The organism is Streptomyces sp. NPDC029041, from assembly GCF_040637515.1.
GTDB lineage: Bacteria > Actinomycetota > Actinomycetes > Streptomycetales > Streptomycetaceae > Streptomyces.
Genome location: NZ_JBEZWO010000010.1, coordinates 215,566 through 240,957, shown reverse-complemented (window position 1 = coordinate 240,957; position 25,392 = coordinate 215,566). Strand labels below are relative to the sequence as shown.

Here is a 25,392-nt window from a genome sequence, read left to right as displayed (position 1 = left end):
TCACACGCTCCTGACATAGCCTCCAGAGCATGACTGCTGACGTGTGGCTGCCCATCCCGCCGGACGAGATCGACGGACTCCCCGAGGGCCCGGACTACCGATTCTGGAACGGCGAGGAGGACTTCCCCGCGGACCCGGCCGACTGCGCCTTCTACGTCGTCCCCTACATGAAGCCCAGTCCGCTGTGCGTGCGGCCCATGGGGCGGATGACCAACATCCGGGTCGTGCAGACCCTCTCCGCCGGGATCGACCACGTGGAGCCGGGGCTCGGGCACCTGCCCGCGGGTGTACGGCTGTGCAATGCGCGGGGCGTGCACGAGGCCAGCACCGGCGAGCTCACCCTCGCGCTGATCCTGGCCTCGCTGCGCGGGATCCCCGACTTCGTCCGCGCGCAGGACCGGGGGGAGTGGCTCGGCGGGTTCCGGCCGGCTCTGGCCGACAAGAACGTCCTCATCGTGGGATACGGCTCCATCGGCGAGGCCATCGAGGACCGGCTCGTTCCGTTCGAGGTGGCGCGTGTGGCGCGCGTCGCGCGCTCCGAGCGCACCACGGCGCGCGGTCCGGTGCATCCGCTCACCGACCTCCCCGCGCTGCTGCCCGAAGCGGACGTCGTGATCCTGTCCACCCCGCTCACGGAAGCCACCCGCGGCCTGGCCGGGGCCGACTTCCTGTCCCGGATGAAGGACGGCGCGCTCCTCGTCAACGTCGCGCGCGGCCCCGTCGTCGACACCAAGGCCCTGCTCGCCGAGCTGGAGACCGGCCGCATCACCGCCGCCCTCGACGTCACCGACCCGGAGCCGCTGGCGCGCGAACACCCCCTGTGGCGTGCGCCGGGGGTACTCATCAGCCCCCATGTCGGCGGACCCACCTCCGCGTTCCTTCCGCGCGCCAAGCGGCTCCTGGTGGACCAGTTGAACCGTTATGTGAACCGGGAGCCGCTCCGCAACGTGATCCTCACGACGGGTGCATCAACCGACTGAGAGAGCTTCGAGTACCGTCCGCAATCCCCCGGGTGCGGTGGGTACTCATATATCTGGTGATCGTCACGGAGCGTAGAGAACCTATGTCCCTGAGTGACGAGACTGGTGTATCGTCCCGACAGGGGCCGCGCCGGGGACTGTTCGGCGCCGGGGGACGGACACTTCGGACTGTGAGGGGGGCGACAGGCGATGCACGGCCTATGGACGAGCGATCCGACGGGGCGGGGCGGCCGGCGGCGACCCTGGCGGGCGGCCGCGAGCAGTCGCGGTCAGCACGCCGATCACGTCGGCCACCACACCCGCCACAGCGAGCACCGCACCGACCACCACACGGACCACAGTCATCGTCACCGCGGGTCCGGCGGGAGCGGAAGGCACACCCAGGCGGTCCGGCAGGGTCCGCGGGACCCGGGAGCCGCGCGGACCGGGAGGGCCCGGTGAGCGCGCCCCCCACCCCCACGCTGGACGGAGCGCTGCGGGCACAGCCTCCCTCCACGGGCGTGCTGCCGGCCCGCACGCCGGTCACCGGCCGCCGGCCGGGCCCGGCCCTCAAACTGGTCCTCGCCCTGGCCTGCGCGGGATACGCCGTCGGTGCGGCGTTCGGCTGGGGCTCTTACCAAGTCGCCCTCTTCATGGGCGACTTCGGGCTGAGCGCCGCGGCCGGCACCGCCGCGGTCTCGTGCTTCCTCTACGCCCGCAGCCGCCGCCCGCGCTTTCGACCCGCCTGGCTGCTGTTCGGCCTCTCCTCGGTCATGGCGTCCCTGGGCAATCTGGTCTGGGGGTGGTACGAGGTGGTCCTGGGACTGCCCGTGCCCAGTCCCAGCTACGCCGACCTGTTCTTCCTCTGCTTCGCGCCGCCCGCGATCGTCGGACTGCTCGTGCTCGCCAAACGCCCGGTGACCAAGGCCGGCTGGGTCTGCCTCGGGCTGGACGCCTGGCTCATCGGCGGCTCGCTGCTGACGCTGGCCTGGAGCCTCGCCCTCGCCCAGGCCGCGAAATCGGAAGGGCCCGGCGTGGCGCACATCGCGCTGTCCCTGGCGTACCCGCTGCTCGACATCGCCCTGGTCAGCATGGTCCTCGCCCTGCACTTCAGGCGGTCCGCGGTGAACCGCTCCGCGGTGAACACCGCCATCGGCGCCCTCGCCCTGACCGTGATGTGCGACGCCCTGTTCACCTCACCGCTCATGCACCACGACTACCGCTCGGGACAGCTGCTCGACGCGGGCTGGTTCGCCGGCTCGCTGCTCCTGGCCTACGCCCCGTGGGCCGGGACCCGCGCGGAGGGCGACCGGCACGGCGCCGCCGGGCACACCCGCGTGGTGCACGAGCATGTACCGGGGCAGCGCGGCGGCACCCACCACCAGGCGCCCCTGCCCGGCGCCGAGCACAGCCGGTACCCCGCCGCCCGGCCCATCGCCGGCTCCCTCGCCGCACTCACGCCCTATCTCGCGGCCGCCGTGTGCACCCTGGGGATCCTCTACAACGTCCTCAACGGCCGCAGCGTCGACCGCGTGGTCCTGCTGACCGGAGGCACCGTGGTGCTCGCGCTCGTCGTGCGCCAGGGCATCATGCTGCTCGACAACATCACCCTCACCCAGGAGCTGGCGCAGAAGGAGAACCACTTCCGCTCCCTGGTGCAGGGCTCCAGCGACGTCATCATGATCGCCGCACCCACCGGCATCCTGCGATACGTCTCCCCGGCAGCAGCCGGCGTGTACGGCCGCTCGGCGGAGGAACTGGTGGGTACGGAACTGGCCAACCTCATCCACCCCGAGGACCTGGGCTGCGTCGTGCACGAGGTGCGCCGGTTCCTCGCCGCCCACCCGGTCGAGGAACCCACCACACGGATCGAGTGCCGCTTCCGCTCGGGCGACGGCGGGTGGCTGAACGTCGAGTCGACCGTCAACCGTCATCACGGCGGCCTCATCTTCAACAGCCGTGACGTGACCGAAAGGGTGCGTCTGCAGGCGCAGTTGCAGCACAACGCCGAGCACGACCCGCTCACGGACCTGCCCAACCGCGCCCTGTTCACCAAACGCGTCCAGCACGCCCTCTCGGGCCGCCGCGCCTCCGACCGGGGCGTGGCCCTGCGGAACACGGCCGTGCTCTTCATCGACCTCGACGGCTTCAAGGCCGTCAACGACACGATCGGGCACCAGGCCGGGGACGCGCTGCTGGTCCAGGCCGCCCGCAGGCTCCAGGACTCCGTCCGGCACGGCGACACCGCCTCCCGGCTCGGCGGAGACGAGTTCGCGGCCCTGATCGCCGGGGACAACACCCGCGACCGGGACGCACGCGAGCGGCACATACTGGAGCTCGCCGACCGCCTCAGGGCGACGCTGTCCCAGCCCTACCTCATCGACGGCAACGATGTCCGGGTCAACGCCTCCATCGGCGTCGCCTTCGCGGAATCCGGCCTCGGCGCCGGGGAACTGCTGCGCAACGCCGACCTGGCCATGTACCGCGCCAAGGCCGCCGGCAAGGGCCGCGTCGAGCTGTACAAGCCGCAGATGCAGCAGGACGTCGTGCGCAAGGCCGAGCTCGCCACCCGGCTGCGGGCCGCGCTGCACGACGGGGAGTTCGCCCTGCTGCACCAGCCGGTGGTGTGCCTGGAGGACGGCCGGATCTCGTCGGTGTCCGCACAGGCGCGCTGGCGCTCCTCCCAAGGGGTGCTCTTCACCCCGGCGGAGTTCCTGCGCGTGGCCGAGGACGGCGGAAGGACCGCCGAACTGGGCCGGTGGATGATCGAGGAGGCCGTCGAGCAGGCCGCCGAGCGGCACGCGACCGGGCTGTCCGCGCCGGTCGTCGTGCGGATGAGCGCCCGCCGGCTGCTGGACCGGTCGATGCCGCTCGGCTCGATCGAGGCGCTGCTCACGCGGCACGGCCTGCCGCCGGGGTCGCTGATCATCGAGCTGTCGGACGCCGACCCGAGGGTGTCGCTGGACGAGCTGGAGCGGCGTCTGGGCGCCCTGCGGCGGGTCGGCGTACGGATCGCGCTCGACGGCTTCGGCAGCGGCTACGCGGCGATCACGGCCCTTCGGCGGCTCCCCGTCGACGTGCTGAAGCTCGACCGCGGTCTGGTCGAGGGCGTCGTCGAGTCCGCGCGCCTGCACAAGATCACCTCCGGGCTGCTGCGCATCGCGGGCGATCTCGGGCTGAAGTCCGTGGCGGAGGGGGTCGATCTGCCCGAGCAGGTCGTCGCCCTGCGCGCGATGGGCTGCACGCACGGGCAGGGCATGGCCTTCTCCGGGCCGCTCGACGAGTACCGGCTGCGCCGTGCGCTCGCCGCCGGTCACTACCCGGTGCCGAACGCACCGTCGGAACCGGCGTTCGCGGGCGGCACCGCGCGGGTGTACAACTCGGGTGTGTCCGCCGTCATCGGAGGCGGCACGGCCTTGCGCTCACATAATGAGACTCCCGTCCCACCTACTTGACAGTGAGTGCGTGCCGGGGGGAGGGTCAGTGCCATGCGCACCCGAATTCTCGTACTTGGAAAGCGCGTCGGCTGACGCTGAGCCTCGACCGCTCAGCGACCCCACCCGGCGCGCTCCCCTCGCTTGCCTTATGGCACGAGGGGTTTTTTGTTGCACAGGCACCCTCCGTGCAGCAGCCGAAAACCGCACAACTCTCGCAAAAAACCCTCAGCATCTGAGAAGAGAATGCCGATGACCGAGCAGGCCACCGGGGCCCACCACCCGCAGCCCCGGCCCCGATCCGGAGGACACTCCGCCCCCGAGCAGGTGACGGGCGCGCAGTCCCTCATCCGCTCTCTCGAGGAGGTCGGCGCCGACACGGTATTCGGCATTCCCGGCGGTGCGATCCTCCCGGCCTACGACCCGCTGATGGACTCGACCCGGGTGCGCCACGTCCTGGTCCGCCACGAGCAGGGCGCCGGTCACGCCGCCACCGGCTACGCGCAGGCCACCGGCAAGGTCGGTGTCTGCATGGCCACCTCCGGCCCCGGTGCCACCAACCTGGTCACCCCGATCGCCGACGCGCACATGGACTCCGTGCCGCTGGTCGCGATCACCGGCCAGGTGGCATCGAAGGCGATCGGCACGGACGCCTTCCAGGAGGCGGACATCGTCGGCATCACCATGCCGATCACCAAGCACAACTTCCTCGTCACCAAGGCCGAGGACATCCCGCGGATCATCGCCCAGGCGTTCCACATCGCCTCCACGGGCCGCCCCGGCCCGGTCCTGGTCGACATCGCCAAGGACGCCCTCCAGGCGAAGACCACCTTCTCCTGGCCGCCCGCCATGGACCTGCCCGGCTACCGCCCGGTGACCAAGCCGCACGCCAAGCAGATCCGCGAGGCGGCCAAGCTGATCACCCAGGCCAGGCGACCCGTGCTGTACGTCGGCGGCGGTGTCCTCAAGGCCCGGGCCACGGCCGAGCTGAAGGTCCTCGCCGAGCTCACCGGTGCCCCCGTCACCACCACGCTGATGGCGCTCGGGGCGTTCCCCGACAAGCACCCGCAGCACCTGGGCATGCCCGGCATGCACGGCTCGGTCGCCGCCGTCACCGGACTGCAGAAGGCCGACCTGATCGTCGCCCTCGGCGCCCGCTTCGACGACCGCGTCACCGGCAAGCTGGACAGCTTCGCCCCCTTCGCCAAGATCGTCCACGCGGACATCGACCCGGCCGAGATCGGCAAGAACCGCGCTGCCGACGTGCCGATCGTGGGCGACGCCCGGGAGGTCATCGCCGACCTCATCCAGGCCGTGCAGAAGGAGCACGGCGAGGGCCACCAGGGCGACTACAGCATGTGGTGGAACGACCTGAACCGCTGGCGCGACACCTACCCGCTCGGCTACGACCAGCCCGCCGACGGCTCGCTCTCACCGCAGCAGGTCATCGAGCGCATCGGGCAGCTGGCCCCGGAGGGCACGATCTTCGCGGCGGGCGTCGGCCAGCACCAGATGTGGTCCGCCCACTTCATCGAGTACGACAAGCCGGGCACCTGGCTGAACTCCGGCGGCGCCGGAACGATGGGCTACGCCGTCCCGGCCGCCATGGGAGCCAAGGCCGGAGCGCCCGAGCGTGCCGTGTGGGCCATCGACGGCGACGGCTGCTTCCAGATGACCAATCAGGAGCTGACCACCTGCGCCCTGAACAACATCCCGATCAAGGTCGCCGTCATCAACAACGGCGCCCTCGGGATGGTCCGCCAGTGGCAGACCCTCTTCTACAACCAGCGCTACTCCAACACCGTGCTGCACTCCGGCCCGGACGACGTCAACCCCGAGGCCCGCGGCACCCGCGTCCCCGACTTCGTGAAGCTGTCGGAGGCCATGGGCTGCCACGCCATCCGCTGCGAGTCCCCGGACGACCTCGACAAGGTCATCGAAGAGGCGAACTCGATCAACGACCGCCCGGTCGTCATCGACTTCATCGTCCACGAGGACGCGATGGTGTGGCCGATGGTCGCCGCCGGCACCTCCAACGACGAGATCATGGCCGCCCGGGACGTCCGCCCCGACTTCGGCGACAACGAAGACGACTGAGCGAGAGAGACCGAAGAGATCATGTCCAAGCACACGCTCTCCGTCCTGGTGGAGAACACCCCCGGCATCCTCGCCCGGATCGCCGCCCTCTTCTCCCGTCGCGGCTTCAACATCGACTCGCTCGCCGTCGGTGTCACCGAGCACCCCGACATCTCCCGCATCACCATCGTCGTCGGCGTGGAGGACCTGCCGCTGGAGCAGGTCACCAAGCAGCTCAACAAGCTCGTCAACGTGCTGAAGATCGTCGAGCTGGAGCCGTCGCAGGCGGTCCAGCGTGAACTCGTGCTGGTGAAGGTGCGCGCCGACAACGAGACGCGCTCCCAGATCGTCGAGATCGTCCAGCTGTTCCGCGCCAAGACCGTCGACGTCTCCCCGGAGGCCGTCACCATCGAGGCCACCGGCTCCGGCGAGAAGCTGACCGCGATGCTCAAGATGCTGGAGCCGTACGGCATCAAGGAGCTCGTCCAGTCCGGCACGATCGCCATCGGCCGCGGTGCCCGTTCCATCACGGACCGGTCGCTGCGCGCTCTGGACCGGTCGGCCTGAGACCTGTAACGGGCGGTCGGCGCGCCGTCGGCCGCCCGTATTCCGAGACCCGCAGACTTCCCTTCCGCCCCCCGTCATACGGTGGGACGCAACACCTGCACTCCCGAGGAGAGAACCCAAAGTGGCCGAGCTGTTCTACGACGCCGACGCCGACCTGTCCATCATCCAGGGCCGCAAGGTCGCGGTCATCGGGTACGGCAGCCAGGGCCACGCCCACGCGCTGTCGCTCCGTGACTCGGGTGTCGACGTCCGCGTCGGTCTGCACGAGGGCTCCAAGTCCAAGGCCAAGGCCGAGGAGCAGGGCCTGCGCGTGGTGAGCCCGTCGGAGGCCGCCGCCGAGGCCGACGTCATCATGATCCTCGTCCCGGACCCGATCCAGGCCCAGGTCTACGAGGAGCACATCGCCCCGAACCTGAACGACGGCGACGCCCTGTTCTTCGGCCACGGCCTGAACATCCGCTACGGCTTCATCAAGCCCCCGGCCGGCGTGGACGTCTGCATGGTCGCCCCGAAGGGCCCGGGCCACCTGGTGCGCCGCCAGTACGAGGAGGGCCGCGGCGTTCCCTGCATCGCCGCCGTCGAGCAGGACGCAACGGGCAACGCCTTCGCGCTGGCCCTGTCCTACGCGAAGGGCATCGGCGGCACCCGCGCCGGCGTCATCAAGACGACCTTCACCGAGGAGACCGAGACCGACCTGTTCGGTGAGCAGGCCGTCCTCTGCGGTGGCACCGCCGCGCTGGTCAAGGCCGGCTTCGAGACGCTGACCGAGGCGGGCTACCAGCCGGAGATCGCCTACTTCGAGTGCCTGCACGAGCTGAAGCTGATCGTGGACCTCATGTACGAGGGCGGCCTGGAGAAGATGCGCTGGTCGATCTCCGAGACCGCCGAGTGGGGCGACTACGTCACCGGCCCGCGCATCATCACGGACGCCACCAAGGCCGAGATGAAGAAGGTCCTCGCCGAGATCCAGGACGGCACCTTCGCGACGCAGTGGATGGACGAGTACCACGGCGGTCTGAAGAAGTACAACGAGTACAAGAAGCAGGACTCCGAGCACCTGCTGGAGACCACCGGCAAGGAGCTGCGCAAGCTCATGAGCTGGGTCGACGAAGAGGCGTGAGCCGACCGCCCGAGGGGCCGGAGCGAACCCGTTCCGGCCCCTTCGGCGAACCCCGGGTAACGTCGGTGGTACGGCGTTGTCCATCCCGTCCGGCCACGGACGGGTGATCCTTCCGCAGCGGCACCGGACGACGCCCCATGCGCCACTAGACTGCTGCACACATACGCGTCAGGCCCACAGCGTCGTGCGTCTTCCGCGGCTAGCCCCCCTCCACCGCCTGCGGCCGTCGGGACGGCCGTCCGCAGCACTGGACTTGTGAGGACTCACGTGAGCTCGAAACCCGTCGTACTCATCGCTGAAGAGCTGTCGCCCGCCACCGTCGACGCCCTGGGCCCGGACTTCGAGATCCGGCACTGCAACGGCGCGGACCGGGCCGACCTGCTCCCGGCCATCGCCGACGTGGACGCGATCCTGGTCCGTTCGGCCACCAAGGTCGACGCCGAGGCGATCGCCGCCGCGAACAAGCTCAAGGTCGTCGCACGAGCCGGCGTCGGCCTGGACAACGTGGACGTCTCCGCCGCCACCAAGGCCGGCGTGATGGTCGTCAACGCCCCCACCTCGAACATCGTGACCGCCGCCGAGCTGGCCTGCGGTCTCCTCGTCGCCACCGCCCGCCACATCCCGCAGGCCAACGCCGCGCTGAAGAACGGCGAGTGGAAGCGCAGCAAGTACACGGGCGTCGAGCTCGCCGAGAAGACCCTCGGTGTGGTGGGCCTGGGCCGTATCGGTGCGCTGGTCGCCCAGCGCATGTCCGGGTTCGGCATGAAGGTCGTCGCCTACGACCCCTACATCCAGCCCGCCCGCGCCGCCCAGATGGGCGTGAAGGTGCTCTCGCTGGACGAGCTGCTCGAGGTCTCCGACTTCATCACCGTGCACCTCCCCAAGACCCCCGAGACCGTCGGCCTCATCGGCGACGAGGCGCTGCGCAAGGTCAAGCCGAGCGTGCGCATCGTCAACGCCGCGCGCGGCGGGATCGTCGACGAGGAGGCCCTCTACTCCGCCCTCAAGGAGGGCCGGGTCGCCGGTGCCGGCCTCGACGTCTACGCGAAGGAGCCCTGCACGGACTCCCCGCTGTTCGAGTTCGACCAGGTCGTCTGCACCCCGCACCTCGGTGCCTCCACCGACGAGGCGCAGGAGAAGGCCGGTATCGCCGTCGCCCGCTCGGTGCGCCTCGCCCTCGCCGGTGAACTCGTGCCGGACGCGGTGAACGTGCAGGGCGGTGTCATCGCCGAGGACGTCAAGCCGGGTCTGCCGCTCGCCGAGCGCCTGGGCCGGATCTTCACCGCGCTCGCCGGTGAGGTCGCGGTCCGCCTCGACGTCGAGGTGTACGGCGAGATCACCCAGCACGACGTGAAGGTGCTGGAGCTGTCCGCGCTCAAGGGTGTCTTCGAGGACGTCGTCGACGAGACGGTCTCCTACGTCAACGCCCCGCTGTTCGCGCAGGAGCGCGGTGTCGAGGTGCGCCTCACCACCAGCTCCGAGGCCACCGAGCACCGCAACGTCGTCACGGTGCGCGGCACCCTCGCCGACGGTGAGGAGGTGTCGGTGTCCGGCACGCTGGCCGGTCCCAAGCACCTGCAGAAGATCGTCGCGGTCGGCGACTACGACGTCGACCTCGCGCTCGCCGACCACATGCTGGTCCTGAAGTACGAGGACCGCCCCGGCATCGTCGGCACGGTCGGCCGCATCCTCGGCGAGGCGGGCCTCAACATCGCCGGCATGCAGGTCTCGCGTGCGGTGGCCGGCGGCGAGGCGCTGGCGGTCCTGACCGTGGACGACACGGTGACGGCGAACGTCCTGGCCGAGGTGGCCGCGGAGATCGGGGCGACCTCGGCCCGCTCGGTGAACCTGGCCTGACCTTCCCGGGGGCTGTGCCCCCGGGCGTCCGTTCGTCCTGAACGGGAACGTCCCTCAGACGCCGGACGGGCTGAGCCGATCAGCCCGTCCGGCGTTTTTCCGTCCCCCCACCCGCCGCAGGGTCAGCACCGCCGCTGCCGCCGCACCGGCCAGCAGCACCGCGCCCGTGACGGCCGCCGCGTGCATGCCGCTGGTGAAGGCCTCGCGCGCCGCCGTCGCCAGGGCGTCCCCCGCGCGCCCCGGGAGCCGGTCGGCCGCGGCCAGGGCGCCGCCGAGGGTCTCGCGTGCCGCGGCGGGTGCCGAGGCCGGGATCTCGTGTCGGAAGACGGCCGTGCCGATGGAGCCGAGGAGCGCCATGCTCATCGCGCCGCCGAACTCCGTGCCCGTCTCCAGCAGGGACGACGCGGCGCCGGCCTTCTCCACGGGGGCGGCGCTCAGGGCCAGGTCCGCCACCTGCGACATGACGGCCACGCTGCCGCAGGCCAGGACGGCGCACGCGGCCAGCAGCAGCCACAGGGAGTTCGTGCCGGCCAGGGCCAGCATCACGTAGCCGCACGCGGCGACCGCGAAGCCTGCGCCGACGACGTGCGCGCGGGCAACGCCCCGCTGCACGAGCTGTGCGCAGACCGGGGCAGCGATCCCGATGGGCACCGACGGCAGCAGGCTCCACAGCGCCGCTTCGAGGGGCCCCTTGTCCAGGACCGACTGGATGTACTGGGTCGTGAAGTACGCCGAGCCCATCATGCCGAAGGCGGCGGCGAGGTTGAGGACGACGGCCGGGCTGAAGCCGCGGGCCCGGAACAGGTCCGGGGAGATCAACGGGGAGGCCGCCGTGCGCTGGCGGTGGACGAACAGCGCGGCGAAGAGCAGACCGACGGTCACCGACATCGCGTACCGCACGTTCCAGCCCTCGGCCGCGAGTTCCTTCAGGCCGTAGATCACGGGGAGCACCGCCGCCATCGACAGGGGGACGCTCAGCAGGTCGAAGCGGCCGGGGTCCGGCGTGCGCGACTCGGGCAGCAGAACCGGACCCAGGATCAGGAGCAGCAGCATCGCGGGCAGATTGACCAGGAAGACCGAGCCCCACCAGAAGTGCTCGACGAGCAACCCGCTCATCACCGAGCCGAGCGCGATGCCGGCCGTCATCACTCCCGACCACACACCGATCGCCTTGGTGCGCTGGGCGGGGTCGGTGAACATCGTGCGCACGAGCGCCATCGTGGACGGCATCAGGGTCGCGCCGCCGATGCCGAGGACCGCGCGGGCGGCAATCAGGGTCTCGGCGCTGTTCGCGTAGGCCGCGACCAGGGACGCCGTGCCGAAGGCGGCGGCGCCCATCAGCAGGAGCCTGCGGCGGCCGATGCGGTCGCCGAGCGAGCCCATCGTCATCAGCAGGCCGGCCAGCACGAAGCCGTAGATGTCGAAGATCCACAGCTGCTGGGTGGCGCTCGGCTCCAGGTCGGCGCTGATCGCGGGGATCGCGAAGTAGAGGACGGAGACGTCCATCGAGACCAGCAGCAGCGGGAGCATCAGCACGCCGAGGGCCGTCCATTCACGGCGGCCGGCGAGGACGGGAGGGGGCGGGTTGGTGGTCATGAGCAGGACTGTACGAGCGTATTAAACGGTTGTCTAGTACGGTTGTTTAATACGTCCGTCTGGATCTGGGGATAGGGTGGCGGCCCATGGGACACCGAGAGGATCTGCTGGAGGGCGCCAAGCGCTGCTTGCTGGCGAAGGGCTTCCTGCGTACGACCGCGCGCGACATCGTCAAGGAGTCGGGGACCAACCTGGCCTCGATCGGCTACCACTACGGCTCGAAGGACGCGCTGCTGGCGCAGGCGTACGTCGAGATGGTGGAGGGCATGTCCGACGCCTTCGAGGGGGGCGGTGAGCTGCGGGGCGAGCCGGGATCACTGGAGCGCTTCACCGACGTGTGGGCGAACATCATCGGGACCATGCGGGAGCCCGGCTCGATGTGGCGGCTCAGCATGGAGATCGTGGCCATGGGGGATCAGCTGCCGGAGGTGCGGGAGCATCTCGCGCGGGCCCAGCGCGAGGGCGCGCGCGGCATCGTGACGCTCTTCCTCGGCGGGCCCGAGGACGAGGTGACGGACGAGCGGGTGGACACCGTCGGGTACTTCTACCTGACCTTGATGATGGGCCTGATGGCGCAGTGGACCTTCGACCCGGAGAGCGCGCCGGAGGCCGAGCAGCTCGCAGCCGGGCTGCGCGGGGTGATCGAGGCGGCGGAGAGGAAGTGACGCTTCACCCGGGTGCGCCGACGACCGAGTCGATGGCGGACGCGGTGTCGGGGGCGGTGCGGGTGGGGGTGAGCGCCGTCCCGGCCCACGGACGGCCCGCCGACACCCACACGCTGCGGGCGCCGATGCCGGCCGCGCCGGCGATGTCGGCGTGCGGGGAGTCTCCGATGACCCAGGCGCCCTCCAGTGGGGCGCCGACGGCGGCGGCAGCGGCGTGGAAGATCTCCGGCGCGGGCTTCTTGTGGCCGACCGCCTCGGAGACGGCCCAGCCGTGGGTCAGCTCGTCGAGGCCGGTGACGCGGATCTTCCTCTCCTGCTGGGAGGTACGGCCGTTGGTGACGATGGCGAGGGTCCAGCCGGCGGCGGTGGCCTTCTCGAGGGCAGTGCGGACGGGCGCGGACAGCACGACACGGTCGGCCGCGCCCCGGTCGAGCAGGGCGCGCACCGCGTCACGCGGGACGCGGTCGCCGTACCGCCCGTGCATGGCCCGGGCGACCTCCGGGCGGGCCGTGTACCCACTGGCGTCGACGGTCATGAGCCAGTCGATGTCGCCCTCGGGCAGCCCGTGCTCGGCCAGGAAATCCAGCAGCATGGCGCGGTAGGCGGCGTCCCGGTCGATCAGGGTGTTGTCGAGGTCGAGCAGCAGCAGGGGCATGAACGGACCGTCCTCACAATCGGTGTGCCTTGAGGGCCATGTGCAGCAGCAGGCGGTCCTCGCCGTCGTCCAGGTCGAGGCCGGTGAGCTTCTCGATCCGGGACAGGCGGTAGTACAGGGTCTGGCGATGGATGCCCAGCTCGGCGGCGGCACGGGCGGCCTGGCCGGCGCAGTCGAGGTAGACCTCGGCGGTCCGGGCGAGTTCCTGGTGGACCGGGGCGAGCAGAGTGCGGGCGACGGGGTCGTGAGCGACCTCCGGGGGCAGGGCGGTGAGCAGCCGGAACGGCCCGATCGACGACCACTGCGCGACCGGCCCGAAGCGTGCCTCGGCCAGCGCCGCACGGGTCGCCGCCGAGGCCTCCCGCCAGGCGGTCGCCGACTCGGCGAGGCCGGAGCGGGGGGTGGCGATACCGGCGGCCCGTGCCGGTGCCGGGCCGCCACCAGCCGGCCCGCCTGCCCCGCGGGCCCGCTCCAGCAGCCGTCCCGCCGCCGTGGTCGCGGGAGTCAGGACGTCCGGGGAGCGCAGGCGGATCAGCACCGCCAGGCACTGGGCCGTCGACCCCCACGGCACGGTGCACAGCGCCGTCGCACCCGGGATCGCGCGCGCCGACGGAGCGTCGTCCGGGTCGGCCGAGGGCCAGGGGGCGACGCACACCAGGGCGTGGAGGCCGTCGGCTCGGGGGCCGAGGGCCGTACGGAGCTCGGCGACGGCCATGTCGCCCTGCCAGCCGGGCTCGGCGGTCAGGACGGCCCGGAGTTCGCGGCTGAGGTCGGCGCCGTGCTGCGCCTCGTCCGCGAGCAGGGCGCCTATGCGGGCCGTGACCCGCATGGCGGCGGACAGTTGCCGCTCGCTCGGGCCGGGATCGTCGTCCAGCAGCCAGACGTAGCCGTGCACCACACCCCGGTGGCGGACGGGGAGGCAGATCCGGCCCCGCAGGACCCCGGCCTCGGGCGTCGGCGGGATACGGACCGGTTCCGTCGCGCGGGTGATGCCGAAGCCCTCGAACCAGGCCCGGACCGCCGCCGTCGAACGGCGGGTGAGGATCGAGCGGGTGCGCACCGGGTCCAGGGCCGACGGATCGAGGTCGCCCTCGCTGTCGTAGGCCCCGAAGGCGATCAGCTCGAAGTCCCGGTTCTCCAGGGTCGCGGGCGCGCCGAGCAGCTCCGAGATCTCGTCGACCAGCTCCTCGTAGTCGCCCCTGTGTTCCGACGTCACCGGGGCATTGTCGCGCACTTCCCGGAACCCTTCATACATCTGTCTGAGATCTGCGGCACGGATGCGTGACAGCTGTCGATGGCCCACGATCGGAGGGATCCTTAGGTTTCACGGTGGTTCTCCGTGCCGTACCCGACGCGTCGTCCGCGAGGGGTCCGGCCTTCACGTTGCTGGTGCTTGGAGGTGCCCCGTGCTGGGTCCCGTGATTCTCGCCGCGTCTCGCAGCGACCGGATGCGACGCCTGATCTCGGCGGCCCCGGTGACCAAGCAGGTCGTCGACCGCTTCATCCCGGGCGAGGACGTCGACGACATCGTCCCCGTCGTCCGCAGCCTGACCGAGCAGGGGCTGGAGCTGACGATGGACGTCGTCGGCGAGGACATCACCAACCCCGCGCAGGCCGCCGCCGCCCGGGACGCCTACCTGGAGCTCGTCGACCGCCTCAAGCCGCTGGAGCTCGGCACCCGCGCCGAGATGTCGGTGAAGCTGTCGATGTTCGGGCAGGCACTGGACGACGGCCACGAACTGGCCCTGAAGAACGTCCGCCCGGTCGTCGAGGCCGCCGCCGAGATCGGCACCACGGTCACGCTGGACGCCGAGGACCACACCACCCTCGACTCGATGTTCGCCATCCACGAGGAGCTGCGGAAGGACTTCCCGCAGACCGGCTGCGTCATCCAGGCCTACCTGTTCCGCACCGAGGCCGACGCCCGCCGCCTCGCGGAGAACGGCAGCCGGGTCCGCCTGGTCAAGGGTGCGTACAAGGAGCCCGCCTCCGTGGCGTACCAGGACAAACACGAGACCGACCGGGCATACGTGCGCGTTCTGCGGACGTTGATGCAGGGGGAGGGCTACCCGATGATCGGGTCCCACGACCCGCGCCTGATCGCGATCGGCCAGGAACTCGCCCACCAGGCCGGGCGAAAGCCCGACGCGTACGAGTTCCAGATGCTCTACGGCATCCGCACCGAGGAGCACCTGCGGCTGGCCGCCGAGGGCCACCGGATGCGCGTCTACACCGCCTACGGCACCGACTGGTACGGCTACTTCATGCGCCGTCTCGCGGAGAAGCCGGCCAACCTGCGCTTCTTCGCCCGCAGCATGATCACCAAGGGCTGACAGCCCCACGAGGGCCGAGACCGGAAAACACCGCTCAGTAAGGAGTTACGGACACCATGGACGCTGTGACCCAGGTCCCCACCCCCGTCAACGAGCCGGTGCACGGCTATGCCCCCGGCTCGCCCGAGCGGGCCCGGCTGGAGGCCAAGCTGAAGGAGCTGGCCGACAACCCCGTCGACCTGCCCTGCACCATCGGCGGCGAGAAGCGGATGGGCGGCGGCGAGGCCTTCCAGGTCGTCCAGCCGCACAACCACAAGGCCGTGCTCGGCACCTACCGCAACGCCACGCAGGCGGACGCCCAGGGCGCCATCGACGCGGCCCTGGCCGCCGCCCCCGCCTGGCGCGCGCTGTCCTTCGACGACCGCGCGGCGATCATCCTGCGCGCCGCCGAGCTGCTGTCCGGACCGTGGCGCGAGACGCTTGCCGCCTCCACCATGCTCGGCCAGTCCAAGACCGCTCAGCAGGCCGAGATCGACACGCCCTGCGAGCTGATCGACTTCTGGCGCTTCAACGTCTCCTACGCCCGCGGCCTGCTGGCGGAGCAGCCGCCGGCCAACGCCCCGGGCGTGTGGAACCGGCTGGACCACCGCCCGCTGGAGGGCTTCGTCTACGCGGTCACGCCCTTCAACTTCACCGCGATCGCGGGCAACCTGCCGACGGCCCCGGCCCTGATGGGCAACGTCGTGGTCTGGAAGCCGTCCCCGACGCAGACGCACGCCGCCGTGCTGCTGATGCAGCTGCTGGAGGAGGCGGGCCTGCCCAAGGGCGTCATCAACCTCGTCACCGGCGACGGCATCGAGGTCTCCAAGGTCGCCCTGGAGCACCGCGACCTCGCCGGCATCCACTTCACCGGCTCGACCAGGACCTTCCAGTACCTGTGGAAGACGGTCGGCGCGAACATCGAGAAGTACCGCACCTATCCGCGCCTGGTCGGCGAGACCGGCGGCAAGGACTTCCTCGTCGCCCACCCGTCGGCCGACCCGGCGATCCTCAAGACGGCACTGACCCGGGGCGCCTTCGAGTACCAGGGCCAGAAGTGCAGCGCCACGTCCCGTGCGTACGTCCCCGCCTCGCTCTGGAACTCCGGCTTCAAGGAGGAGTTCGCGGCAGAGGTCGACGGCATTCGGATGGGTGACGTCACCGACCTGTCCAACTTCATCGGCGCCGTCATCGACGAGCGCGCCTTCGCCAAGAACAAGGCCGCCATCGACCGCGCCGAGAAGGACGCCTCCTGCACGATCGTCGCGGGCGGCACCTACGACGACTCCGAGGGCTACTTCGTCCGCCCGACCGTCATCGAGTGCACCGACCCGGAGAACGAGGTCTTCCGCACCGAGTACTTCGGGCCGATCCTCGCCGTGCACGTCTACGAGGACGACGAGTACGACGCGATGCTGACCCAGATGGAGTCCGTCTCCGACTACGCCCTCACCGGCTCGGTCATCGCGAACGACCGCGCGGCCGCCGCGTACACGGCGGACAGGCTCCGCTACGCGGCCGGCAACTTCTACATCAACGACAAGTCCACCGGCGCCGTCGTCGGCCAGCAGCCCTTCGGCGGCGGCCGCGCCTCCGGCACCAACGACAAGGCCGGCGCCCCGCAGAACCTGATGCGCTGGACCCTGACCCGCGCCATCAAGGAGACGCTGGTCCCGCCGACCGACTACACGTACCCGCACATGGGCTGACACACGCCGGCGCACCGACGGGCCAGGTCGAGAAGACCTGGCCCGTCGGCATGCCCGGGGGAAGACTGGGGCGGTGACCACCCGAGCGCGCACCGTCCACACCGCCGACCTGAGCCCCGCCGAACTCGACGCCGTGCGCCGCCTCCTGGACGCCTCTTTCGAGGGCGACTTCGGTGACGAGGACTGGGACCACGGCCTCGGCGGCATGCACGCCCTCGTCCACGACGGCTCGGGACTCGCCGCGCACGGCGCCGTCGTGATGCGCCGGGTGCGGCACCGCGGCCGGTGGCTGCGCACCGGGTACGTCGAGAACGTCGCCGTCCGCGCCGACGCGCGCCGCACCGGCCTCGGCGGGCTGGTCATGACGGAACTGGAACGGATCGTCGACCGCGCCTACGAGCTCGGTGCCCTCTCCGCGAGCGACGACGGAGCCCGGCTCTACGCCTCCCGGGGGTGGCGGCTCTGGAACGGCCAGGTGCACGCCCTCAGCCCGCGGGACGGCGTGGTCCGCCTGCCGGAGGAAGAGGACAGCACGTACGTGCGCCCCGCCCTCGCCGGTCCGCTCGACCCCGCGTACGAGCTGCTCTTCGATTGGCGCGACGGCGACGTGCTCTAGAGATCACCGCAGGTCAGGGCGGTGTGACGCAGTCCACCGTCTCAGATAGTAGGAAGTCCGAGTAATTGTGGAGACAGACGCTCCGCCCTCCCTTAGTTTTGTAGGAGCCGAACGTCTCGCTCGACCAAGCGAATGGCGGTCGTGAGCCGGGCCCCGTGCAGGCAATCCCTGCGGCACCGCTCCCCGCCCCTTCCGGCGTCTCGTAACCCTCCCTGTGCACTCCGTGCTGTCGAAGGAGTCGATTTCCCATGGCCGAGACGACCGTCCGCCGCCGAGTCCGTCACGTTTCCCGCACGACCGAGTCCGACCGCAAGAACGCCGCCGCAGCGCTCCAGCGCGCCCTCGACCGCAGGGACAACGGCGGATCCAGCGGCCACTGAGCCGCAGCCTCACCGCAGGACCGGGAGCCGCCCGCCGAGGCGCGGTGCGGGGCCTCACGCCCCGCGCCGCACCTCGAAGTGGTCGATGCGCTCACCGTCCGACGCCAGCGCCGACACCTTCAGCACCGGCCTGGCGCCGCTGACCGCCTCCACCGAGAGGAACGAGAAACCGCGGTAGCGCACCCGTGACCACTGCGCCGACTCCGCCTTCGTGCCCTGCGACTTGGTCCACCGGAACGTGGCGACCGGCTCGTGGTCGGAGGTGTTGCCCTCGTAACTCTCCTTCACGCCGTCGGGGAAGCCGTACAGCTCCTTGCCGCCGCCGCCCGCGGTGACGTACACGATCCCGTCCCGCCTCGGGTCCGTCGTCCCGCCGACCGGCACCGGCCGGCCCACCTCGCCGTTCCGGATGGCGTCCGTGCGTTCGTAGACATGGTTGTGCCCGTTGATCACCAGGTCCACCTCGTGCCGGGCGAACAGCGGAAGCCACTCGGCGCGCACCCCGCCGTCGGAGGCGTGCGTGGACGTCGAGTAGGCACAGTGGTGGAAGAAGACGACGATGAAGTCGACGTCCTTCGAGGAGCGCAGCTCGCCGAGCTTCCTGTCCAGCCACTTCGTCTGCCGCCCCTGCGTGTAGCCGAAGTTGGCGGGGATCTCGTACGACACGTCGTTGGCGTCCAGCGCGACCACACCGACGTTGCCGTACGTGAACGCGTACACGCCCGGTGCCCTGCGTGCGTCGAAGCCGCTGTCGGGCAGGGAGAACCGGGCGAGCTGGCCGCCGTAGCCGTCCGGTGAGTACCAGGCCTCCATGTCGTGGTTGCCGGTCGTCACCATCCACGGCACCGACCGGGCCACCGGCTCGGTCTGTTTGAGGAACCGGTCCCACTGGCTCGCGTCGAAGACGTCCGACTCCCTGCCCTTGCCGGTGGGGTCGGCGTAGCAGATGTCGCCGGCGTGCAGGTGGAAGGCCGGCTCACGGCGCAGCAGCGTACGGTCGTTGAGGGCCGCCTCGTCGCCCACGCCCTGGTCGCCGAACGCGGTGAACACGAACCGCCCGGGCGGGCTCGCCGGTGCCGTGCGGAAGGACGTGACGGTGCGCCGGTGCCGCGGGGAGGCCGGGTCGAAGCCCTCGTGGCCGACGCCGTAGTAGTAGGTGGTGTCCGGGCGCAGGCCCTCCAGCGCGGCGTGCAGGTAGTACTGGTCGACCGCCGCCCGTACGCCCTTGAGCTCCGGCGTGTGCAGGTCGCGCAGCTCCGCCTCGACCCTGCGGCCGAGGTCGTCGGGGCGCAGGCCCACCCGGACGTACGGCTTCTTCACCGCGAGCGGCACCTGCCAGGAGATCCTCATCTGGGTCTTCGGATCGGCGCCGAAGGCCAGATGGCGGCCGAAGGGGGTGATCAGGGAGCCGGGAGCCTTCGACGTGGCGGGGGACGGGCTGCCGGTCGCCGTGGCGCCGCCCTGCCCGGAACGGGAGCCGGTACCGGAGCCGCAGCCGGTCAGCAGTCCGCTCGCCACCGCGCCCGCGGTCACCAGGGTGCGCCGCCGCGACAGCCGCGTCCGCAGGTACTCGTGCTGCTCCGCCATGCTCATCCGGCGCGCGAGCTCGGGCGGGATGCCGAAGTGGGGGATCTCCATGGGAACCGAATGTCCCAGCACAGGCCGACGGCCGCACCACATATGGGTGAACGGCACCGGACGGACGCGTGCCGTCCCCCTGGGGGGCGCCCCCCAGGGTGTCCGCATCACGGACAGCGCGTGTCATCCCATGGGACGAGGAGTAGGGTGCCCGCATGTCTCGCAGCATCAATCTCGCAGTGATCCCCGGTGACGGCATCGGCCAGGAGGTCGTGGCCGAAGGCCTGAAGGTCCTCTCCGCCGTTCTTCCGCAGGATGTGAAGCTGGAGACCGAGGAGTACGACTTCGGCGCCCGGCGCTACCACGCCACCGGTGAGACCCTCACCGACGCCGACCTCGACGCCCTGAAGCGGCACGACGCCATCCTGCTCGGCGCGATCGGTGACCCGACCGTGCCCTCCGGCGTTCTGGAGCGCGGCTTCCTGCTCAAGCTCCGCTTCGCCTTCGACCACCACGTCAACCTGCGTCCCTCGAAGCTGCTGCCGGGTGTCGCCACCCCGCTCGCGGGCGAGCCGCAGATCGACTTCGTCGTGGTCCGCGAGGGCACCGAGGGTCCGTACACCGGCAACGGCGGCACCATCCGCAAGGGCACCGAGCACGAGGTCGCCACCGAGGTCTCCGTGAACACGGCCTTCGGTGTCGAGCGCGTGGTCCGCGACGCCTTCGCCCGCGCCCAGGCCCGCCCCCGCAAGAAGCTGGCGCTGATCCACAAGAACAACGTGCTGACCTTCGCCGGGCACCTGTGGACGAACATCTTCAACAAGGTGGCCGAGGAGTTCCCCGAGGTCACCACCGAGTACATGCACGTGGACGCGGCGACGATCTACCTCGTCACGCAGCCCGAGCGCTTCGACGTGATCGTCACGGACAACCTCTTCGGCGACATCGTCACCGACCTGGCCGCGGCCGTCTCCGGCGGCATCGGCGTCGCGGCCTCCGGCAACATCAACCCCTCCGGCGAGTTCCCGTCCATGTTCGAGCCCGTGCACGGCTCGGCCCCGGACATCGCCGGGCAGGGCAAGGCCGACCCGACCGCCACCGTGCTGTCCGTCGCTCTGCTGCTGCGCCATCTCGGCTACGAGGCCGAGGCCGCCCGCATCGACGAGGCGGTCGCCGCCGACCTCGGCGAGCGCACCGGCAAGCCCGCCCGCTCCACCTCGGAGATCGGCGACGCGCTCGCCGTACGCGTAGCCGGCTGACCCGCCGCTGCTTTCACGCAGGCCGCCGGGTCGCATCCGCGCCCGGCGGCTTTCGCATGTTCCCGCCGGGTGCCACCATCGACCACCGGGCCGCAGTCACCCCGTTCCTTCCGCCGCCGCCCCCGGGCGATAATCGAACGCGAGGCCGCGAAATGAGGGAATGCTCGGACGTCCTAGCACTGGTCACCATCAGAGCAGTACCGAGCGCGGCCCGTCACTACAACCGGTGAAGGACATCAACCCATGACGACGCCCACGATCGAGCTCAAGCCCTCCGCCAATCCGCTGTCCGCCGCCGAGCGCGAGCAGATCCTGGCCAACCCCGGGTTCGGCCGCCACTTCACCGACCACATGGTGACGATCAAGTGGACGGAAGGCCGCGGCTGGCACGACGGCCAGCTCGTGCCGTACGCGCCGATCTCCCTCGACCCCGCCACCACGGTCCTGCACTACGCGCAGGAGATCTTCGAGGGCCTGAAGGCCTACCGGCAGCCCGACGGGTCCGTCGCCACCTTCCGCCCCGAGAAGAACGCCGAGCGGTTCCAGCGCTCCGCCCGCCGGCTGGCGATGCCCGAGCTGCCCGTCGAGACGTTCATCGAGGCGTGTGACGTCCTGGTGCAGCAGGACAAGGCATGGGTGCCGGCGCACGGCGGCGAGGAGTCCCTCTACCTGCGTCCCTTCATGATCGCCACCGAGGTCGGGCTGGGTGTGAAGCCGGCCAACGAGTACCTGTTCCTGGTGATCGCCTCCCCGGCCGGGGCGTACTTCCCCGGCGGTGTGAAGCCGGTGTCCATCTGGGTCTCCGAGGACCGGGTCCGGGCCGTCCCCGGCGGCATGGGCGACGCGAAGACGGGCGGCAACTACGCGGCGTCCCTGCTCGCGCAGGCCGAGGCCGCGACGAAGGGCTGCGACCAGGTCTGCTACCTCGACGCCGTGGAGCACACGTGGGTCGAGGAACTGGGCGGCATGAACCTGTACTTCGTGTACGGGAACAAGATCGTCACGCCGTCCCTCACCGGGTCGATCCTGGAGGGTGTCACCCGGGACTCCCTGCTCGCCGTCGCCCGTGACCTCGGGTACGAGGCCGAGGAGGGCCGGGTCTCGGTCGACCAGTGGCAGCGGGACTCGGAGAACGGGTCGCTGACCGAGGTCTTCGCCTGCGGTACGGCCGCGGTGATCACTCCGGTCGGTACGGTGAAGCGGGCCACGGCGGAGTGGAAGCAGAGCGCGGGAGAGCCGGGCGAGGTCACGCTGCGGCTGCGCCAGGCGCTGCTGGACATCCAGCGGGGTACGGCCTCGGACGCGCACGGTTGGATGCACAAGCTGGGCTGAGTCCGCGTCCCCGGGGGCTCCGCCCCCGGACCCCGGCCTGTGCCCACCCGCCAGCCGCATCAGTCGGACAGAGAAGCCGGTGCAGGGGCCTCGGCCCCGGGTTCCGTCGAAACGGGCCCCGGGGCCGACACCGGAGACAGCAGCGGCCCCTCGTACGACGGCAGGGACACCGCCAGGAGGCTTACCGTCGCTCCGGCCGCCCAGGAGAGGGTCGCCGGGACGTTCCAGCCGGCGCGGTACCAGTACGGACCGCCCCTGGCGCCGCGGTTGAAGACCTGGAGGGCGTCCGCGTCCAGCCCCCGCCGCAGCGGGCGGAGCCGATGAGGGTGATGACCGCCCAGGGCGTGCCGATGGCGGTCAGCAGCAGCATGAAGGACGTCATCGCGACCTGCGCACCGGGTGCACCACCCTCGCCAGTCCGGACGCGCAGGGCGGCCCGAGCGACCAGAGCGTGTCCGCCCCGGCGATCGACCGCGACGGCCGCACCGTCGCCTTCGGCAGCTGCTCACCCGGCCTCGTCGCCGGCGACACGTACGACACCTCGCACCTCTCCGTCCGCCACCTGAGGTGACCGACCGCATCCTGAGACGGCGGTGAGCGGAGCGCGGGGGTGTGCCACACTTCCTCCGTGCTCTCGTTCGCCATGATTATTGGCAGCAGGCGCGCCGGTCCGCAGTGACCACACGTACGACCAGGTACGGGTGGACACCGTCGTCCTCGACCCGCGCGCAGACCTCTCGCACCCGCGAGAGGTTTTTCGCATTTCTGGCCCACCCACAGCCGGAGGCGAGAGCGCGAGGGAGTATGTGAGGGCGGTGGAGCCGGTCATTCCGGTACGACCGAGATCCCCTTCCCAGGAGCCTTGAGACCATGACCGAAACCAGCGAGCTCGACGATTCGTTCCACGTCTTCGACACCACCCTGCGCGACGGCGCCCAGCGGGAGGGCATCAACCTCACCGTGGCGGACAAGCTGGCCATCGCACGGCACCTGGACGACTTCGGCGTGGGCTTCATCGAGGGCGGCTGGCCGGGCGCCAACCCCCGGGACACCGAGTTCTTCGCCCGCGCCCGACAGGAGATCGACTTCCGGCACGCCCAGCTCGTCGCGTTCGGCTCCACCCGCCGCGCCGGCACCACCGCCGACCAGGACCCGCAGGTCAGGGCGCTCCTGGAGTCCGGTGCTCCGGTGATCACGCTGGTCGCCAAGTCGCACGACCGCCACGTCGAGCTCGCGCTGCGCACCACCCTGGACGAGAACCTGGCGATGGTCCGCGACACCGTGTCCTTCCTCAAGGAGCAGGGCCGCCGGGTCTTCATCGACTGCGAGCACTTCTTCGACGGCTACCGGGCCAACCCCGAGTACGCCAAGGCGGTCGTGCGTACGGCCTCGGAGGCCGGCGCGGACGTCGTCGTGCTCTGCGACACCAACGGCGGCATGCTCCCGGCCCAGATCCAGGCCGTCGTCGCCACGGTCCTCGCCGACACCGGCGCCCGGCTCGGCATCCACGCCCAGGACGACACGGGCTGCGCGGTCGCCAACACCCTGGCCGCCGTCGACGCCGGCGCGACGCACGTGCAGTGCACGGCCAACGGCTACGGCGAGCGCGTCGGCAACGCCAACCTCTTCCCGGTCGTGGCGGCCCTGGAGCTCAAGTACGGCAAGAAGGTCCTCCCCGAGGGCCGTCTGCGCGAGATGACCCGCATCTCGCACGCCATCGCCGAGGTCGTCAACCTCACCCCCTCCACGCACCAGCCCTACGTCGGCCTCTCGGCCTTCGCCCACAAGGCCGGACTGCACGCCTCGGCGATCAAGGTCGACCCGGACCTGTACCAGCACATCGACCCCGAGCTGGTCGGCAACACCATGCGGATGCTGGTCTCCGACATGGCCGGGCGGGCGTCCATCGAGCTCAAGGGCAAGGAGCTGGGCGTCGAGCTCGGCGGCGACCGAGAGCTGGTCGGCCGGGTGGTCGAGCGGGTGAAGGAGCGTGAACTCGCGGGCTACACCTACGAGGCCGCCGACGCGAGCTTCGAACTGCTGCTGCGCGCCGAGGTCCAGGGCAGGCCGCTGCGCTACTTCGAGGTCGAGTCCTGGCGGGCCATCGTCGAGGACCGGCCCGACGGCTCCCACGCCAACGAGGCCACGGTCAAGCTGTGGGCCAAGGGCGAGCGCATCGTCGCCACGGCCGAGGGCAACGGTCCCGTCAACGCACTCGACCGGTCCCTGCGCGTGGGCCTGGAGAAGATCTACCCGCAGCTCGCCAAGCTGGAGCTGGTGGACTACAAGGTCCGCATCCTGGAGGGCAGGCACGGCACCAACTCCGCCACCCGCGTGCTGATCTCCACGTCCGACGGTGCGGGCGAGTGGTCGACGGTAGGCGTCGCCGAGAACGTCATCGCCGCGAGCTGGCAGGCCCTGGAGGACGCGTACACCTACGGCCTGCTGCGTGCGGGAGTCGCTCCGGCGCAGTAGCCGCAGCTGCCCGGCCGGGCGGAGCGGAGGGCCTGCTCGACGACGCTGTCGTAGGCGTCGAGCAGGCCCTCCGCTCGCGTGTCACATCGCCGTGTCCCGGGACCGCGGTCCGGGAACCTCGCCGCCACGATCGCGGCCCGGGGTCCGGTCGAGGCGGAAGAGGCCCGCGGTGTGGGAGCGCTGGCCGGTGGCGTTGCTGGTGGAGCGGGTCAGTTCCTCGACGCCGTCGGCCAGATAGCCGACCCACGCCGTGCCCTCGTCCTCGATGATCCGCTGCGCGTCGGTCCGCAACCGCTCGATCACGCCGAGCAGGGCGGCCTGCTCCTTGTCGCTGGGGGAGTCGGTGGTCCTCAGGAACGCCTGCGCCCAGTCGGACTGCGCCTTCTTCAGGATCTGCTGCAGCGCCATCTCCGCGCGGATGTAGCGGGTCCAGGACGCCGAGAACCCGAAGATCCGGTCGAAGAGCACACACCCCGCCCCGCCGGCCAGGAACACGAAACCCCACTCGGGCTGCACGGTCGTGGGCGAGGCCGCGTGCACCAGCGGCGTTATCGTGCCGACGATGCCCAGCAGCGTGGCGAGCGCCCGCAGCGAACGCGACCACAGCGACGGCCCCCGGCGGCGGGCCAGATACCAGCCGATCGCCGACGTCACCTCCGCCTCGGCATGCCGGAACAGCTCCCACAGCAGGTCGGCGCGCGTCCGCGACCGGTCCAGCTCGGTCAGTTCGGACACCGTCATGTCCGCAGCCCTGCGTCGTCCGAACATGTTCCGCTCCCGCCCCTCTGGATGGCCAGGGGCA

The 25,392-nt window shown here is 70.9% G+C and carries 19 protein-coding genes and 1 pseudogene; 14 read left to right on the top strand and 6 right to left on the bottom strand.

Annotated elements, in window-relative coordinates; genetic code table 11:
• The first annotated feature begins 29 nt into the window (after window positions 1-29).
• The 6 genes from AB0F04_RS26620 (at window position 30) to serA (ending at window position 10,013) form a co-directional block, all read left to right on the top strand.
• The gene (locus AB0F04_RS26620) at window positions 30-980 is read left to right on the top strand and encodes a 2-hydroxyacid dehydrogenase (RefSeq protein ID WP_362045298.1); all 951 of its coding nucleotides are present in this window, start codon (window positions 30-32) and stop codon (window positions 978-980) included.
• Between the two features lie 437 nt (window positions 981-1,417).
• Window positions 1,418-4,414: an EAL domain-containing protein gene (locus AB0F04_RS26615; RefSeq protein ID WP_362045295.1), complete on the top strand. Its 2,997-nt coding sequence runs from the start codon at window positions 1,418-1,420 to the stop codon at window positions 4,412-4,414.
• Between the two features lie 231 nt (window positions 4,415-4,645).
• A complete protein-coding gene (locus AB0F04_RS26610) occupies window positions 4,646-6,490 on the top strand; it encodes an acetolactate synthase large subunit (RefSeq protein ID WP_362045293.1) in 1,845 nt (614 codons plus the stop codon).
• 21 nt (window positions 6,491-6,511) lie between these two features.
• Entirely contained in the window at window positions 6,512-7,036 is a 525-nt protein-coding gene (gene ilvN, locus AB0F04_RS26605; RefSeq protein WP_003993148.1) for an acetolactate synthase small subunit, read from the top strand.
• A gap of 121 nt (window positions 7,037-7,157) precedes the next feature.
• Window positions 7,158-8,156, top strand: coding sequence for a ketol-acid reductoisomerase (gene ilvC, locus AB0F04_RS26600; RefSeq protein ID WP_053668807.1), 999 nt, complete (start codon window positions 7,158-7,160; stop codon window positions 8,154-8,156).
• Between the two features lie 267 nt (window positions 8,157-8,423).
• A complete protein-coding gene (serA, locus tag AB0F04_RS26595) occupies window positions 8,424-10,013 on the top strand; it encodes a phosphoglycerate dehydrogenase (RefSeq protein WP_362045289.1) in 1,590 nt (529 codons plus the stop codon).
• Window positions 10,014-10,067: 54 nt separating this feature from the next.
• Here the strand turns inward: serA and AB0F04_RS26590 are convergent, their stop codons facing one another.
• Entirely contained in the window at window positions 10,068-11,609 is a 1,542-nt protein-coding gene (locus AB0F04_RS26590) for an MFS transporter (RefSeq protein ID WP_362045286.1), read from the bottom strand.
• An 86-nt stretch (window positions 11,610-11,695) separates the two neighbouring features.
• On the opposite strand from AB0F04_RS26590, the gene AB0F04_RS26585 reads away from it, so the two are divergent.
• Entirely contained in the window at window positions 11,696-12,274 is a 579-nt protein-coding gene (locus AB0F04_RS26585; protein WP_362045283.1) for a TetR/AcrR family transcriptional regulator, read from the top strand.
• A 4-nt stretch (window positions 12,275-12,278) separates the two neighbouring features.
• Here AB0F04_RS26585 and AB0F04_RS26580 read toward each other — a convergent pair whose 3' ends face one another.
• On the bottom strand, window positions 12,279-12,929 hold the full coding sequence (locus AB0F04_RS26580; protein WP_362045281.1) for an HAD family hydrolase: 651 nt from the start codon (window positions 12,927-12,929) through the stop codon (window positions 12,279-12,281).
• Between the two features lie 13 nt (window positions 12,930-12,942).
• The gene (locus tag AB0F04_RS26575) at window positions 12,943-14,184 is read right to left on the bottom strand and encodes a helix-turn-helix domain-containing protein (RefSeq protein WP_362045278.1); all 1,242 of its coding nucleotides are present in this window, start codon (window positions 14,182-14,184) and stop codon (window positions 12,943-12,945) included.
• Between the two features lie 151 nt (window positions 14,185-14,335).
• Between AB0F04_RS26575 and AB0F04_RS26570 the strand changes: the two genes are divergently transcribed.
• The 4 genes from AB0F04_RS26570 to AB0F04_RS26555 all read left to right on the top strand — a co-directional run bounded on the left by AB0F04_RS26570 (window position 14,336) and on the right by AB0F04_RS26555 (window position 17,946).
• Window positions 14,336-15,262, top strand: a complete 927-nt coding sequence (locus AB0F04_RS26570; RefSeq protein ID WP_362045276.1) for a proline dehydrogenase family protein — start codon at window positions 14,336-14,338, stop codon at window positions 15,260-15,262.
• 56 nt (window positions 15,263-15,318) lie between these two features.
• A complete protein-coding gene (pruA, locus tag AB0F04_RS26565; RefSeq protein ID WP_362045273.1) occupies window positions 15,319-16,950 on the top strand; it encodes an L-glutamate gamma-semialdehyde dehydrogenase in 1,632 nt (543 codons plus the stop codon).
• A 73-nt stretch (window positions 16,951-17,023) separates the two neighbouring features.
• A complete protein-coding gene (locus tag AB0F04_RS26560; protein ID WP_362045270.1) occupies window positions 17,024-17,566 on the top strand; it encodes a GNAT family N-acetyltransferase in 543 nt (180 codons plus the stop codon).
• Between the two features lie 248 nt (window positions 17,567-17,814).
• Window positions 17,815-17,946, top strand: coding sequence for a hypothetical protein (locus AB0F04_RS26555; RefSeq protein WP_104781486.1), 132 nt, complete (start codon window positions 17,815-17,817; stop codon window positions 17,944-17,946).
• A 54-nt stretch (window positions 17,947-18,000) separates the two neighbouring features.
• Here AB0F04_RS26555 and AB0F04_RS26550 read toward each other — a convergent pair whose 3' ends face one another.
• Window positions 18,001-19,584 carry a metallophosphoesterase family protein gene (locus tag AB0F04_RS26550; protein WP_362045267.1) on the bottom strand — a complete coding sequence of 528 codons (1,584 nt, stop codon included), beginning with the start codon at window positions 19,582-19,584 and terminating at the stop codon, window positions 18,001-18,003.
• A 155-nt stretch (window positions 19,585-19,739) separates the two neighbouring features.
• Between AB0F04_RS26550 and AB0F04_RS26545 the strand changes: the two genes are divergently transcribed.
• Together AB0F04_RS26545 and AB0F04_RS26540 are read left to right on the top strand one after the other, a co-directional pair.
• Window positions 19,740-20,783: a 3-isopropylmalate dehydrogenase gene (locus AB0F04_RS26545; protein WP_362045264.1), complete on the top strand. Its 1,044-nt coding sequence runs from the start codon at window positions 19,740-19,742 to the stop codon at window positions 20,781-20,783.
• A gap of 243 nt (window positions 20,784-21,026) precedes the next feature.
• Window positions 21,027-22,115, top strand: coding sequence for a branched-chain amino acid aminotransferase (locus AB0F04_RS26540; protein ID WP_362045261.1), 1,089 nt, complete (start codon window positions 21,027-21,029; stop codon window positions 22,113-22,115).
• A gap of 134 nt (window positions 22,116-22,249) precedes the next feature.
• Here AB0F04_RS26540 and AB0F04_RS26535 read toward each other — a convergent pair.
• Window positions 22,250-22,509: pseudogene (locus tag AB0F04_RS26535) on the bottom strand (cytosine permease); the annotation flags it as partial.
• Between the two features lie 476 nt (window positions 22,510-22,985).
• On the opposite strand from AB0F04_RS26535, the gene cimA reads away from it, so the two are divergent.
• Window positions 22,986-24,590: a citramalate synthase gene (gene cimA, locus AB0F04_RS26530; RefSeq protein ID WP_362045258.1), complete on the top strand. Its 1,605-nt coding sequence runs from the start codon at window positions 22,986-22,988 to the stop codon at window positions 24,588-24,590.
• Between the two features lie 81 nt (window positions 24,591-24,671).
• Here the strand turns inward: cimA and AB0F04_RS26525 are convergent, their stop codons facing one another.
• On the bottom strand, window positions 24,672-25,358 hold the full coding sequence (locus AB0F04_RS26525) for an SLATT domain-containing protein (protein ID WP_362045255.1): 687 nt from the start codon (window positions 25,356-25,358) through the stop codon (window positions 24,672-24,674).
• Between the last annotated feature and the right edge of the window lie 34 nt (window positions 25,359-25,392).

Excerpts from the sequence above, each read along its gene's own strand:
- AB0F04_RS26620 (WP_362045298.1), top strand. The coding sequence starts at position 30 with ATGACTGCTGACGTGTGGCTGCCCATCCCGCCGGACGAGATCGACGGA.
- AB0F04_RS26610 (WP_362045293.1), top strand. The coding sequence starts at position 4,646 with ATGACCGAGCAGGCCACCGGGGCCCACCACCCGCAGCCCCGGCCCCGA.
- ilvN (WP_003993148.1), top strand. The coding sequence starts at position 6,512 with ATGTCCAAGCACACGCTCTCCGTCCTGGTGGAGAACACCCCCGGCATC.
- AB0F04_RS26590 (WP_362045286.1), bottom strand. The coding sequence starts at position 11,609 with ATGACCACCAACCCGCCCCCTCCCGTCCTCGCCGGCCGCCGTGAATGG.
- AB0F04_RS26585 (WP_362045283.1), top strand. The coding sequence starts at position 11,696 with ATGGGACACCGAGAGGATCTGCTGGAGGGCGCCAAGCGCTGCTTGCTG.
- AB0F04_RS26580 (WP_362045281.1), bottom strand. The coding sequence starts at position 12,929 with ATGCCCCTGCTGCTGCTCGACCTCGACAACACCCTGATCGACCGGGAC.
- AB0F04_RS26575 (WP_362045278.1), bottom strand. The coding sequence starts at position 14,184 with ATGTATGAAGGGTTCCGGGAAGTGCGCGACAATGCCCCGGTGACGTCG.
- pruA (WP_362045273.1), top strand. The coding sequence starts at position 15,319 with ATGGACGCTGTGACCCAGGTCCCCACCCCCGTCAACGAGCCGGTGCAC.
- AB0F04_RS26555 (WP_104781486.1), top strand. The coding sequence starts at position 17,815 with ATGGCCGAGACGACCGTCCGCCGCCGAGTCCGTCACGTTTCCCGCACG.
- AB0F04_RS26550 (WP_362045267.1), bottom strand. The coding sequence starts at position 19,584 with ATGGAGATCCCCCACTTCGGCATCCCGCCCGAGCTCGCGCGCCGGATG.
- AB0F04_RS26545 (WP_362045264.1), top strand. The coding sequence starts at position 19,740 with ATGTCTCGCAGCATCAATCTCGCAGTGATCCCCGGTGACGGCATCGGC.
- AB0F04_RS26540 (WP_362045261.1), top strand. The coding sequence starts at position 21,027 with ATGACGACGCCCACGATCGAGCTCAAGCCCTCCGCCAATCCGCTGTCC.
- cimA (WP_362045258.1), top strand. The coding sequence starts at position 22,986 with ATGACCGAAACCAGCGAGCTCGACGATTCGTTCCACGTCTTCGACACC.
- AB0F04_RS26525 (WP_362045255.1), bottom strand. The coding sequence starts at position 25,358 with ATGTTCGGACGACGCAGGGCTGCGGACATGACGGTGTCCGAACTGACC.